The sequence below is a fragment of the Ruminococcus flavefaciens ATCC 19208 genome, assembly GCF_000518765.1.
GTDB classification, from domain to species: Bacteria; Bacillota; Clostridia; order Oscillospirales; family Ruminococcaceae; genus Ruminococcus; species Ruminococcus flavefaciens.
Genome location: NZ_JAEF01000007.1, coordinates 219,192 through 233,364, shown reverse-complemented (window position 1 = coordinate 233,364; position 14,173 = coordinate 219,192). Strand labels below are relative to the sequence as shown.

12 protein-coding genes are annotated in these 14,173 nt (G+C 38.5%); all 12 read right to left on the bottom strand.

The features are described 5' to 3' along the window. Positions 1-133: 133 nt before the first annotated feature. Positions 134-2,539 (bottom strand): leucine-rich repeat protein, encoded by a 2,406-nt coding sequence (locus L870_RS18300; protein ID WP_051411380.1) that lies wholly within the window; start codon positions 2,537-2,539, stop codon positions 134-136. Between the two features lie 238 nt (positions 2,540-2,777). Beyond that, positions 2,778-3,458, bottom strand: a complete 681-nt coding sequence (locus tag L870_RS0103225; protein WP_242836477.1) for an SOS response-associated peptidase — start codon at positions 3,456-3,458, stop codon at positions 2,778-2,780. Positions 3,459-3,618: 160 nt separating this feature from the next. Then, positions 3,619-3,855: a hypothetical protein gene (locus L870_RS0103220; RefSeq protein ID WP_028516913.1), complete on the bottom strand. Its 237-nt coding sequence runs from the start codon at positions 3,853-3,855 to the stop codon at positions 3,619-3,621. 63 nt (positions 3,856-3,918) lie between these two features. Further along, on the bottom strand, positions 3,919-4,167 hold the full coding sequence (locus L870_RS0103215; RefSeq protein WP_028516912.1) for a hypothetical protein: 249 nt from the start codon (positions 4,165-4,167) through the stop codon (positions 3,919-3,921). Positions 4,168-4,171: 4 nt separating this feature from the next. Continuing rightward, complete coding sequence (locus L870_RS0103210) at positions 4,172-4,384, bottom strand: hypothetical protein (RefSeq protein WP_242836476.1); 213 nt, start codon at positions 4,382-4,384, stop codon at positions 4,172-4,174. A 123-nt stretch (positions 4,385-4,507) separates the two neighbouring features. Next, on the bottom strand, positions 4,508-7,879 hold the full coding sequence (locus L870_RS0103205; RefSeq protein ID WP_028516910.1) for a DEAD/DEAH box helicase family protein: 3,372 nt from the start codon (positions 7,877-7,879) through the stop codon (positions 4,508-4,510). 29 nt (positions 7,880-7,908) lie between these two features. Beyond that, positions 7,909-8,421 (bottom strand): hypothetical protein, encoded by a 513-nt coding sequence (locus tag L870_RS0103200; protein ID WP_051411378.1) that lies wholly within the window; start codon positions 8,419-8,421, stop codon positions 7,909-7,911. A gap of 2 nt (positions 8,422-8,423) precedes the next feature. Next, complete coding sequence (locus L870_RS0103195; protein WP_028516908.1) at positions 8,424-9,221, bottom strand: exonuclease/endonuclease/phosphatase family protein; 798 nt, start codon at positions 9,219-9,221, stop codon at positions 8,424-8,426. Positions 9,222-9,236: 15 nt separating this feature from the next. After that, the gene (locus L870_RS0103190; protein ID WP_028516907.1) at positions 9,237-10,403 is read right to left on the bottom strand and encodes an HAD family hydrolase; all 1,167 of its coding nucleotides are present in this window, start codon (positions 10,401-10,403) and stop codon (positions 9,237-9,239) included. Positions 10,404-10,566: 163 nt separating this feature from the next. Beyond that, the gene (locus L870_RS0103185) at positions 10,567-11,400 is read right to left on the bottom strand and encodes an AlbA family DNA-binding domain-containing protein (protein WP_037270985.1); all 834 of its coding nucleotides are present in this window, start codon (positions 11,398-11,400) and stop codon (positions 10,567-10,569) included. A gap of 10 nt (positions 11,401-11,410) precedes the next feature. Beyond that, the gene (locus tag L870_RS0103180) at positions 11,411-12,556 is read right to left on the bottom strand and encodes a restriction endonuclease subunit S (RefSeq protein WP_028516905.1); all 1,146 of its coding nucleotides are present in this window, start codon (positions 12,554-12,556) and stop codon (positions 11,411-11,413) included. After that, positions 12,549-14,084, bottom strand: a complete 1,536-nt coding sequence (locus L870_RS0103175) for a type I restriction-modification system subunit M (RefSeq protein ID WP_028516904.1) — start codon at positions 14,082-14,084, stop codon at positions 12,549-12,551. The genes L870_RS0103180 and L870_RS0103175 overlap by 8 nt, the downstream gene beginning before the upstream one ends. Between the last annotated feature and the right edge of the window lie 89 nt (positions 14,085-14,173).

The following is a 14,173-nucleotide window of genomic DNA, read 5'->3' as shown; positions in this document are numbered from 1 at the left end:
ATAACATTGATTTTATCAAGAGATGCCTTTTGACCAATCATAATGAACAGTTTAGCGTAAGAACCGTAATCACATATCAAAACCAGCCAAATTACAATAATAAGTCGGGCATAAGCCCGACTCATTATTATATCTATTTGCCTTTTTTCATATATGCTTCCAAGGAGATTACATCTTCTTTTGTAGTTGAAACATAAGCATAGTACGCAAGGATATTCGAAGCATCTACTGCATTGACCTGACCATCGTTATCAACATCAGCTGCTAACTTCTGAGCTTCATATAAACCTCCGTCTTTATTAGTGGACACCTTTGCGTAGTAAGCAAGAATTGAAGAAGCATCTACTGCATTGACCTGACCATCGTTGTTTATATCGCCCAGAGGATATTTGGGTTCACTCTTAACAGGTTCAAAACTATAACCATATTTCTCAGCATATACCTGAGCAGTTGAACCTTCATATCCGTAAATTGTACCGTCAAAATAGAAAGATTTAGATATATCATCAAAGCCATTACAAATAGTAGATGAATAGTCCTCTATTTTGCAATCTGGATTCAATATTGTTATTGACATAAGACTGTTACAATCTCTAAATGATCTACTGCCGATGCTTGTAACGCTGTCTGGGATTATTATTGATTTAAGATCGGAACAGCCTTCAAAAGCACCGCCGCCGATACTTGTAACGCTGTTCGGTATTGTTAATGATGCAAGCTTGAAACAGCCATAAAATGCGTTGTTGCCGATACTTATTACTGGTAGTCCTTCAATTTTAGTAGGAATTACACCTTCTGTAACGCCTTTATTATTACAGCTTACAATCTCTACATGGTCACTGTATTTTTCGTAGGTACAATTTTTAGATATCCATGCTATAGCTTCTTCTTCAGCAGATTTTGTAGTAGTTGTGATTGTGGTGGTAGTTGTTGTTGAGGTTGTAGTAGAAGTGTTTGATGTTGTGGTTGTCCCAGGTAACTCTTCAAATTTATAATCGTAAGATAGTGCATATTGTTCTGCTGTAGAGCCTTTGTGTCCATAAATAGTTCCTGAAAACTCATATTTTATATTATTATTAATTACTATATATTTATTATAAATCGTTGGCGGTGAAACAGATATATCGCAATCCTTATTCATTATTATTATTGATGTAAGACTAATACACCCCCCAAACGCACCGTTGCCAATACTTGTAACGCTGTCAGGGATTGTTACTTGTGTAAGACTGGAACAATCGTTAAACGCATTATCGCCAATACTTGTAACACTATTCGGTATTGTTATTGATTTAAGACTTTGACAGCCTAAAAACGCTTCGTTGCTAATAATTGTGACGCTTTCGGGTATTGTTACTGATGTAAAGGAACACAGTGCAAACGCTTTTTCGCCGATACTTGTCATGCCATTGGGTATTGTTATTGATTTAAGACTGGAACACAGTGCAAACGCATTTTCTCCAATACTTGTAATGCTGTTCGGTATTGTTATTGATGCAAGAGCAGAACATTGGTAAAATGCCTCTTTGCCTATATTTGTAACACCGTCTTCAATTGTTATTGATGTAACACCGGTACACTCTCTAAATGCATTGTTGCCAATACTTGTAACGTTGTTTGGTATTGTTATTGATGTAAGACTTCGACACCGTTCAAACGCGTTGCTACCAATACTTGAAACGCTGTTCGGTATTGTTATTGATTTAAGATTTTCACACCATTTAAATGTGTTACTGCCAATACTTTTAATGCTGTTAGAAAGTGTTATTGTCTCAAGGCCATAACAGCCGCAGAACATATTGTCGCCAATACTCGTAACGCTGTCCGATATTGTTATTGATTCAAGAGATGAACAACTATCAAAAGCACCGCTACCAATGCTTGTAACGCCATCTGGGATTATTATTGATTTAAGATCGGAACAGCCTACAAAAGCACCGCTGCCAATACTTGTAACGCTACTCGGAATTGTTATTGATGTAAGAGCACTACAGTAGCCAAATGCTTTGTCGCCAATACTTGTAACACTATTCGATATTGTTATTGATTGAAGATTCAAACAGGAAAAAAACGTGCCACCTTGGATACTTGTAACGCTGTCTGGAATTACTATAGACCTTAGACCGGTATTTGAAAACGAGTTAACGCCAATACTTTTAATGCTGTCTGGAAGTGTTATTAATCTAAGATTCCGACAGCCGAAAAACGCTTTTTCGCCAATACTTGTAACACTATTCGGTATTGTTATTGATGAAAGCTTGTAACACCTTATAAAAGTTTCTTTATCTATATGAGTAACAGGAACATTTTTCATAGTTTTAGGTATTATTATTTCACCCTCTACATCTTTGTTGCAACTATACAATACCGCATGATCTGAATAAATATAATATTTAAGTACTCCATCAGTTACGCTTGTGGGACTTACTGTTTCTTCAGCTGAAGCAGACATATAATTTGAATAATTATTTATTGGCTGTATAGCGACAAATGAGATCATAAACGCAATTATTATCGATAATGTTTTCTTAATATTCATAATAATCCCCCTTGTTTTCAAAACTACTGTTTGTTGTATAATGATACTCTGTTGTATCAATTAAATTATATCACGGAGGTTCAACATAATATGCTATATTTTGTTAATTATCGCCAATATTCAAAGCTTTTGTTATTTGTTACAAGAAGCCGCCCCCCTCATTGTACAAAATATCAATCAGATTTTATTGTGTGATATACAATATACATTACTTTTTATCAAATTCATATTGTTAATCTTATGCTATGATGGTCTCAGGCGGAAAACGTGGATACTCAATAGCTCTCTCAAATATCATATTTGACAGTGATTTTTCAACTAAGGCACTTGGATCTCCGTTAGGTCGTATCCAGTCTATCAGTTTATCTTTATCCAGTATAAGTGGCATACGGTCATGGATATCCCGGACAGGACCTGCTGCTTCTCGTGTAAGAATAGAGAACCTGGGCACCTGCATATCGTCATGATCCTCATAACGATAAAGTCCTGCGATATATGTAATGTCTGAGCCTTCGGTCTGTATGGCGAATTTGACCTTCTTAGTATTGCGATGCTCAATCATGTTACGGCTATCGTCCTCATATACAGGATATCCCCACTCATAATACCACGAAGCAGGGATAACACACCTTCTCCTGTACCAGGAGTCCCGCCACAAAGGCTTGCTGTCAGCAGTCTCGATGCGGCAGTTTGCAAGAGGCTTTGGAGTAGATCTATGTGTAAATCCCCATGCCATAGGAAATATAGCCATTTTCCCATGTTTGTTCGGTGCGAGAACAGGTGCTATATCTGATGGATACAAGTCTCCTGACATGGATAGGCTCTTACCGAGCTTAACCGACATCTCCTGAGCTAAAGCCATTTTTCGTACTTTTATGAGTACCTCAGCCATTTCCTTTGGTTCTATTCTCAGAGACATACACATGTAACTCACCTCAAAGCGTAAACAGAATATATGTTCTACTATTAGTATATCATATAAGATTTGAAAAGTCAAGATAAAATAAAACCGCCCGTGATGGGGCTGTAATCATAAAAAAGAAAACATCAAAGTTAATTACTAATGTAAATCCGAATTATTATATATCAATCTTCATGACTTTTTTCATAAGAAACCGTTCATGAGATTCACGGTCAAAAGTAATGATGTAGCCATTTTCTTTACAATCGGTACAGTTAACTATATACTCATCGTCATATGTTCCCCACGTTGAGCTCGGATTAAAAACTTCTACTTTTCTGTGTATTATTTTTCCCTTCCCACATATACAGGGAATTGTTTGTTCAGACACAGTTTTACGGATTGTATCACTCATAAAATCCTCCTTCGTCTTTCAAGATTGTCGAACAACTCATCGCCGTACTGAGTGTTCTATGAACTATAACAAATCCCAATTAGGATTCATTTCTTCAGGTGTTTTCCAATCAATATTATGTTTTTCCTTTAATATTCGTTTTATCTCCATATCAACAATCAAAGATCTACCAAGCCTGATATCTGGTTCTACTAAAGATTCAGCTTCTATTCTTACTCGGTCTATAATAGTACGGAAATATTCATTATCTTCAATAGGATCGTGCTTTAACTGTTCGGTTTGAGGGAGTAATTCTCTTTTTCGTCTTTTCATAATCTTACACATCCAAAAATTTCTCGACAACAGTCATTATCTCATCAAGGCGCTTACCACCGATACCTTTGATCTTGCTGAGTTCTGTCTCAAGAGCCGGGAGATCAATGGTTTTGCCTTGTTCTCCGAGCAGTTCATCGCCATATTGAAGAATGAACTTTGTAAGCTCTTCTCGGTTCATCTTCTTAATCTTCTTATAGGTGTCTCTATCGATCATTTCTCTCTGTTCCATTATCTGTGCCTATATTCCTTTCTATCGCTTGCTTATGCAGTGTATTATAAAGCATATATAAAGTCCGGGGCATTAAGCCCCGGCTCATATATTTTTAGACTTATCTTATCAAACCAATACGTTCAATGCATTGTTCTTTATGCTTTCTATAGTTTGTAAGAGAGCTGTTCTTGTTTTAGGATCAAACATCTTTATGAAGCTATACGGTTTATCAAACGGAGGTTTCATCAGGATCTTTACATCTTCGATATAGCCATTGTTTTCGATATGGTTAATTATCTTCAATATAAACTCTATCTGCTTCTGATTAAGCGATTCATCGTTGATAAACGCCGAAAATGCAGCCATTGCGCTATCATGATCAAGCTTTGCTATCTTACGCACAAGCAGACCAAAAGGCGTATCACCGTATTCACGCTTATAGTCATCACTGTCGCCGAGCTCCTGTGTAAGGATCCTTTCAAGTTCTTCATAATCTGCCTTCAAAAGCGGTTGGTTATGATTAAGCTTGTAGATAACAGTATCATCCTTATGCTCTTCAATATAGCGGTTGACCTTTTTGCGGTAATCTGCAAAATCATACGCAGGTCCGAGAGCCTGTCCTTCCTGGTTTGATATAACTGGATCATAGAGAATTGTGAATATCTTAGGCTTCGGATTATGTCCGTCGTGAATGAACTGCATAAGGTCTCGAAGTTCCTTACGTATCATTTCCATAGTAAGTATACTTACATTATCCCAGAAGGAATCATTCTGAATATCCTTTATAAGAGTTATCTTCTGCTGGATCTGAGGTATAGCTGACTTACTCTCAAGGAGTTCAGCTGTTAAGATCAGCTGGCTCTTCATGTATTTCAGTGTAGGCATCTGATCCATATGAGCAAGCATAAATCCATACATGAAGTTATCAAAGCGCTTGGCATATTCATCTGTATCATTTGATGTTATAAGAGAAGCTATAAACTTTGTAAGCTCATACTTATCCATCTCTGATAAGTCATTAAAGCTTTCCTTGTTCCTGAACTTCTCTACATACTGCTTCTGCAGGCGAACTGATACCAGGTCATCTGAAAGGCTGCATATACCTATATAGCAGGTATTCACAAGCTCAGTACGGAAGTCCTGAAATTCCTTGGCTGAGAATGCGCTCTCCTGCAGGCTATGTATAAGCCGTACCTGCTTACAAAAGATATTCTCGGTCAGAGATTTGGTCTCGCCTATGTCATAGTCGTTTATATGCTCTCTGAAGTATTCAAAGTTTCCGCAGTAGTCGAATATGAGAAAGCGGCACTTATCTGTATACTCTCCGTCTATACCGTCAATGCATGACAGCCCTTTGCAGAGGCGTGTACCTCTGCCTATCATCTGCCAGAACTTAGTCTTTGAGCGTACTTTTTTGAAGAATACGAGGTTAACGCATTCAGGGACATCTATACCTGTATCCATCATATCTACTGATACAGCGATAACAGGCATATCCTTCTGCTTGAAGTCGTCTATTATAGTCTGGGCGTAGGTATCATCACAGGTCACGCGATGAGTAAACTTGCCGTTATACTTCGGATAGAGCTTATTGAAGCGCTGAACGATATATTCGGCATGGTCTTTATTCTGAGCGAAAATGATTGTCTTGCCAAGCCTGTCACCGCCCTCGACCTTGATTCCTCGCTCCATGAGATCCTGCAATACAGTATCCACTGTCTTTTCATTGAATACAAACTTATTCAGCTGAGCAGACGGGATAAAATCAGGAACATATCCGTCCTCAGCAAAGTCGTCCTCATATCGTTCCTTATCCTCGGGAGAAAGGTCATCGTATGTTATGCCTTCCTCAAGGAACTTGGTCTTGACTTCATAGTTATAGTATGGCACAAGAACATGATCGGTATAAACTGCCGTTTCGTAGTCATATGCATAGGTAGGCACACCGTTCTCGACTTCAAAGAAGTCATATGTATTCCTGTCAACGTCCATTTTTGGAGTTGCAGTAAGTCCCACCATTATAGCGTCGAAATACTCGAATATGGCACGGTACTTTTTGAAGATGCTTCTGTGACTCTCGTCTGTGATTATAAGGTCGAAATGTGCAGGTGAAAACAGCGGTACTCCGTCCTTGGTCTTGGTATTGTCTATGGAGTTAAGTATCGTGGGATAAGTCGAGAACACGATACGTGCGTTCCTGTCGTCCTTATTGCTGCACAGGTTACATAGCGACATATCAGGCAAATAGTTTTTGAAATCGTCTTTTGCCTGCTTGACCAGTGCAGTTCTGTCGGCGAGAAACAGTATATTCGTAACGTAACCGCCGCGGCTGAGAACATCGGTCAGGCTTGATGCAGTTCTGGTCTTTCCTGTTCCGGTAGCCATTACAAGCAGAGCCTTGCGGAAGCCCTCCTCGATGTGGTCGCACACAGCACGGATAGCTTCCTTCTGATAGTAGCGGTCGGTTATCTTATCATCAATAGGGATAGTATTCAGCTTCTTCCGCATATCTCTGCGGTTCATCAGCTTTTCAAGGTCGGACTTTGTAAAGAAACCACTGACTTTACGCTGAGGAGAGGACATATCGTCCCAGAAATAAGTCTCGAAGCCGTTGGTAGTGAACATCATGGGTCTGCGTCCGAACTTGCGCTCCAGACAGTCTGCATACAGGACAGCCTGCTTTCTTCCGATATTGGGATCCTTGCTTGAACGTTTGGCTTCGATAACAGCAAGAGGCAGACCGTCCCTGCCAAAGAGAACATAGTCCGCATAGCCTTTCTGACCGAAAACGCCGTTCATATCGTTGACTTCGTACTCCTCCCACACATCGGAATCAGTACCGCCGAACTTCCAGCCCATGAACTTCAGGTCCACGTCGATATATATCTTGCGTGTCTTGAACTCTGACAGGTCGGCAGGCTTGAAGCTGCGCTGCTGCTGTTTTGACTCCTTTTCAGCTGTGAGAGTTGCGGACATTGCGGCGATTTTAGCCTGCAAAGCCTTAATTTCACTGTCCTTCTGCTCGATGAGTGACTCCTGCTCCTTAATCTTCTTGGCGTCAACTGAGACCTTTTCATCGGGGATAAGGGCGGTATCAAAATGCCGCTCCACATAGTCCGCACCGTAGCAGTAGTCCACCCACTCGATGAACTCGAACAGGCTTTCCAGAGCAAGCAGAGCGTCGGACTTATTGACTGCTCTTTCCGTATGAACTGCCAGATTGCCCAGACGGATAATGAAAGGCAGCTTTCCCCATGTCTTATCGTCGAGTGCAAAGCGGAAAGTCGGCTCATGTATCAGGGACTGGAGGTTGTCCTTATAGGGCATATCTATGGTCTTGTCTGCGGAATACACCCATTTCACAGCAAGCTCCAGAGCCTTGCGGCAGCCTACCGCACACATGGCAGGAGAGGAGGCATAGACCTTTTCAGCTTCTATGGCAGCCGTCGAAAACATTGTATATTCAGTTATTTCTGCTAAGAACCCGAAATTGGACATGTGCTTTTCTCTCCTTTTTTGTTTATATTTTATTCTATATCTTTCCTATGAATTTGATATACTTTTATTAATTCTTGCATTACTTCAATTACTTTTTCAGATTTTATAACCGAATACATTAATTCTTCAAGCTCAGTACGATTATCACATTTAAATATGTAATCACTGCCAAGCATGATTTTTTTTAACTCTGTTGCAATACTTTTTTCAAGTACAACTGTAACTGGATATTTAGCTACACCAAATTGAATAAAACAAATTCTATACTTGTACTGATCAAAAACTGGAGTAGATAAATATACTTCATACTTGTTTTTTTCCTCTCCTTGTTTTCCAAGCGCCTTTTGGATATCAACTGTTCCAATCGCTAGGGATAAATTATTAGATGGAAAAATATGTCCACTATATGGTTCTATGTTACCGGTTATAATATTCCCAGTTGCATCCTTAATTTGTGATAATATTCCTTGAACAACAATATTGGGATCAGTCAAATCAACATCATTAAAATCTAATACTCCACTAAAATCTAATTTTTCCATAATTAATCCTCCTTTATTTCATATACTATAGGTAAATGATCGCTAATATTTGTTTTATCTGGATGACCATTTTTATCAATTAACTGCCGATTATTTGTTTCAGTAATTATTTTTAAACTTTCATCAATAAAGAATTCCCTTAAGCTAGGACGAATCATGACTTGATCAAAAATGTGCCAAAAAATATTGTCAATTCTGCTTCCACTATAAAAATGAGTTCCTCCAGGTTTATTATCATCACCAAAGAACTTCCACATTGGATTATAAAACATTTTAAAGCTTTCGTTCTCAACAGTTCTTGCTTTTTTTCTTACAATTTCATAGTATGGAAGGCTGTGAAATAGATTTGCAGCAATACATTCGTAATCAAAAGGGTTTATATTAAAATCACCAACAATAATTGTATTATCTGTATCATTTGATATCTCTGCTTTTTCAATGTCATTGATTATCTTTTGAATTTTAATATTTCTTGCTCCCTCACCAGCAGAATAAATTTGACTTGGTAAATGTACGCAACACAAAATATATTTATTGTTAATAAATTGAATTGAGTATCTTTCATCTTGTAAACCTGGAGTAACATTAGGCATATCTCCAATTATGATTATTCTATTACAACCAATAGTACAATATTTTTGCATCATTATATTCTTAAGCGAAAGCATGGTTAATAGTTCATCAATATTTGCTTGATATTCAACTAAAGCAACAAGATTAATATTATTTTCATCTATAAGCTCAGATAAAACGAAATTAATGTTTAAATTATTATGAGTATTCCAGAATAAACCTCTCATATCCATTCTCCATTTTTATTCAAAACATTTTTCGATTTTCCTAGAATATTCAGTTGGTTCAGGTAGCTGTCTAATCAAAGATTTGTAGAACGCTTTCAAATCATGGTCATTAATTATGAACCCAACTTGATTATTATTCAAAGCAATCTCACAAAGCATATCTATTTCGTCAGGCTCCCATCCTTCTATTTTACTGAGTTTTCTAATGATTGTATGTGTAGTGTTAAAATTGCAGCTACCATATAAAGAAATAATCAAATCCAATCTTTTGCGCTTTTCTTCGTTATTTGCTTTCCTTATATCATTCTGATCGCGTTCTTTTTTACAATCAAAATATATATTTTCGAGTACTTCGTTTGCTGCTGTGCGATCAATAATCGCTTTCACTAAAGAATCAAGCTTTGAATTTTCAGTATAATCAGCAGGAGCAAAGTATTTAATACGCTTATCATGAATCATTTTATAAACCTTCGTCTTGTCAAGGGTGTCATTATTATATACACCTATTGAGTGTCCACCATTAATGTTTACCAGTTTCATACATGGAATATCTGTATCACTGTCGCCGATATATACCATATTTCTGAACGGCAAACGAAGATCTTCAGGAGAGAAATAATCATTTACACCTGAATCATTGACATCAAGAACACCTTTCTCAATCCTGAATAGGAACTGCGTTTTATTTGTATAATTTATTACCTGTGCTGGCCATATCGGAACATCATCATCATCAAACATAAAAGAACTGGCGTATATTTTCTCAAAGGCCCCCGCTTTTGCAACAGAGGTTCCTTCTATCATCTCTTTTAATCCAGAAGAAATAATATAATGCTCTACTATAACACCTTTATCAGCACCATAAGCTCTAATTCGTTCAAACCATTCTTCAACTCCAGGGAACAATTGCACTTTTTCACCATATTCTCGCAAGCTCTTTTGAGTGAGTACAATACGTCCGCGTGCCTTTCTTACCATTTTATACATATAGGCAAGATTGGTATCCATTTCATTATCTTCCGCCATCTTATTTGATTCTTCCCAAAATGATTTAATATCTCCATCGTAAACTGACTGTATGTAACCTTGTGCCTGCATATCATCAGGAGATAGAGTTTTATCAAAATCATAGCAAATAGCAAGTACTGGCTTATCTTCTTTTGTTTTTCTGGTAGTAGGCATTGTTATTCCTCCATAATATACGTATTAGTACACAAAATGGAATCTATAAGGTTTATGCTTCAATATCAGCTGTGTAAACAGGACATGTTCAGTTATAGCGCTGAGAAATCCACAGTTGGTCATAGGTTCACACTCCTTAAATAGACTAAATTCAAGACATATTTTACTTTAAGTCAAGATACTTTTCAATCTTCAGTTTCTTTAGTTTAATCATACGATTTATAAAAGCTTCATAGCTTTCTTCTGGATAATCAGGATTATTTGTTTCTTCATACTCATTAAGTATTCCCAGATTTAATTTGTATTCTTTAAGGGCTTGAAGTACGCTAGAAAATGGATTTACAATATCTTGATATTTTATTCCTTTTCTTACAAGAACCTTTATTTTTTGAGGGAGTTCATTATAAAGAATTTTTAATTGTTCGAGATGCTGATTTAATGATAAATCAGAATCGCCCTTAAATATAGTCTCTATTTTGGCATCTAAAAGCATTTCTATTTCAGATGCTGATGCCTTTTCACATTTTGTACCACGGCGAATATATATTGTATCTTTAACTAAGTTATCTGTTTCATTTCTAGATATAAATGGTAATCTTTCAGGTGTATCATGAACAAATAGTAATTGGAATTTTTTCCCTTTTACAGCCTCATATTCAGACGTATCATAACTAAAATCGTAAATTACATAATCAAGTTCAGGAGGTATATATTTAGATATTTCATTATTGATAACTGCCTTATCCTTGAATTCTTCAAGTCCCTTAGCTGTTAATTTACCGTCTTTTTCTTCTTTTACACCTACAACAATTATACCGCCGCGAGAATTCGCCATTGCAAGAAGGGTTTTTGCAAGATGACCTTTTTCTATCCATTTTTCTTTAAAATCGACTTCGTCCATTTCACCTAATGTATTCTGTAAGAAAATACGAAAATTATCTTTTGTAGGCTCCTTTAAAAAATCATCATATAGCTTGTCTTTTCCTTGATTAATCATAAATTCTCCTTTATACAAAATACTCCTGCATCAGTGCTTTTTTGAGCATTTCAGCCTTTTCAAGCAACTTTTTTACGACTGATTTAGATTTGTCGGTCTGTTCTACAAAGGCAGCGAATTGATTTTGTAACTCGATTGGTGGTAAGCTGAATTCAAGTTTTCGGATGTCTCCAAGCGAAATAAACTTCTGCGTTCCACCTCTCACTTTGCTTAATACAGCTCTATCAAAATAATCGGATTCCAACAGTGCCTTCACAAAAATGTTGATGACAGGGGATTCTTCTCTAAACTTTATAAGGGCAACATTTTTTATAGCAAATTCCGCCTTAACATTCACGATTACTGGATTTCCAACTGTGCCAATCATTGGCATCAAAATATCCCCTATGTCTACTTTTGAGCGCTGGTTTATTTTTCGATAGTCTTCTTCAGTAATCAAACTACAATCTGTAAAATCAATTTCACCATCGGTAAGATTTTTTGATGTTACCAATGGATATCCTTCTAAATAGTATTTTGGCGAATCGTGGGTGCCGTCTCTAACATCACAAGCATCTCCCAAGGAAGTTTGCTTCCATCTGTTCGAATTAAGGCTCATATCCCCAAACATCTCCACAAACCGTGATTTGACGAGCATATCAAGCTTTTCAAGGATAGCGTTGCAGAGGTCAATGGTGTGTGTCACTTTGTCGAGGTTGGAGGCGATTTTTCGCTGGGTTAATAAATCAGGCAATACAAAATCAAATTCTCTTATATCGTTTAGAGAAATAAATTTCTGTGTTCCACCTCTATTTTTATCATCAATATATCTTTTGAAATAATCACTATCAAGCACATATAAAATGTATCTATTATATACTTCTTCATTTATAAATTTTATTAGTGATACATTTTTTATCGCAAATACTGGTTCAATATCAACAATAACTGGGTTTCCAATAGTACCTATCATCGGCATTATAATATCGCCGATATCAACTTTAGAGCGCTGGTTTATTTTAGTATAATCTTCTTCTGATATGTAATTTACGTCTGAAAAGTCAATTGAACCTGATGATAGATTTTTAGATGTGATTAAAGGAAAACCATTATCGACGTATTTTGGCGAATCATGCGTTCCGTCTCTAACATCACATACTTTTCCTAACTTAGCCATTCAGCGCTCCTCCCAACTCCTCAAGCAAGCCGCCAAGCTCCTTATATAAGCCGTCAAGGTCTGCCATTATCTCGCCCGTGGGAGGGTACTCCACCGCCACATATTCGGTCTTCTTGTACTTGTTTATGGACAGGTCGTAGTCGTTGTCAACTATCTCCTGCTTAGACACGAAAAAGCTCTGCTCAGTGCGCTCCCTGTCCTTTTCACCGTCAGGGTTATGGAAACGGGAAATAATATCGGGAATATCGTTCTCGGCTATCTCCGAACGCTTGTCATCGAGGGAGAAGCCGTCCGCCTTCATATCATAGAACCACACGTTATCCGTTCCGCCTGCGTCAGTCTTGACAAATACAAGCACAGCCGTGGAAACTCCTGCATAGGGCTTGAATACGCCGCTGGGCATGGAGATAACGGCCTTGAGCTGATGATTCTCGATAAGCTCCTGACGGATAGCCTTGTGAGCCTTTGACGAGCCGAAAAGCACGCCGTCGGGAACGATACACGCACAGCGTCCGCCCTTCTGGAGCAGGCGCAGAAACAGCGCAAGGAAGAGAAGCTCCGTCTTTTTGGTGTTGGTGACAGCTTTGAGGTTATCATTGATGCTCTCGGCGTCAACAGTGCCCTTGAAAGGCGGATTTGCAAGGCATACGGTATATTTGCCGCTGACGTTGTTCTGCTTGGAAACGCTGTCCTTGTAGTCGATATCTGGATTGGTTATTGAGTGCAGCATGAGGTTCATAGCAGATATACGGAGCATAGTGTGATCGGTGTCATAGCCTGTGAAGGTCCTGTTGGAGAAGTTCTCCCACTGCTCGTCGGTCATAGTGTCCTCATAGTGCCTGCGGATATACTCAGCCGCAGAAACGAGGAATCCGGCAGTACCGCAGGCAGGATCGCATATAAGGTCATCGGGAGTCGGCGCAACCAGCTCCACCATCATCTCACGGATATGCTTTGGAGTACGGAACTGGCCGTTCTGACCTGCTGTGCTGAGCTTGCCAAGCATATACTCGTAGAGGTCGCCCTGCATATCGAGGTCGGCGATATCATGTTCGTATAGGTCGTCCAGACCTGTGATTATCTTCTGTAGCACCTGCGGATTGGGTATAACGAACACAGCACTGTCCATATAGCGTGAGAAAGCGGTCTGAACCTGCTCCGCGTCAGCGCGGTCAGCTATCTCAATAAGCTCGCCCTTGTCGTTGAAGTCAGGGAGCTTGCCGTATTTCATCTTTTTTACCGCCGGAAATACTCTCTGGGAAATGAGGTCGAAGATCTCACGGGAGTCTCTGTTCTTGAACTTGCTCCAGCGCATAGCCTGTCCTATCTCAGACTGTGGGAATATGAGGTCAGCAGTCTCACCTGTCATGTTGGCAAATTCCTCGTTCTCAAGCTCCTTCTCATCAAGTGAGCGGATGAACATGAGGTATGTGAGCTGTTCTATTACAGTAAGCGGATTTGTGATGCCGCCTGCCCAAATATCAGTCCATATCTTGTCGATTTTATTCTTAATGACGCCTGTTATCATTGTATTCCTCCGTAAGCTCACAAACAGTGAGGTTATATTTATTTAATTATATCATATTCCCAACAGGAATACAATTGTTATTTTATGAA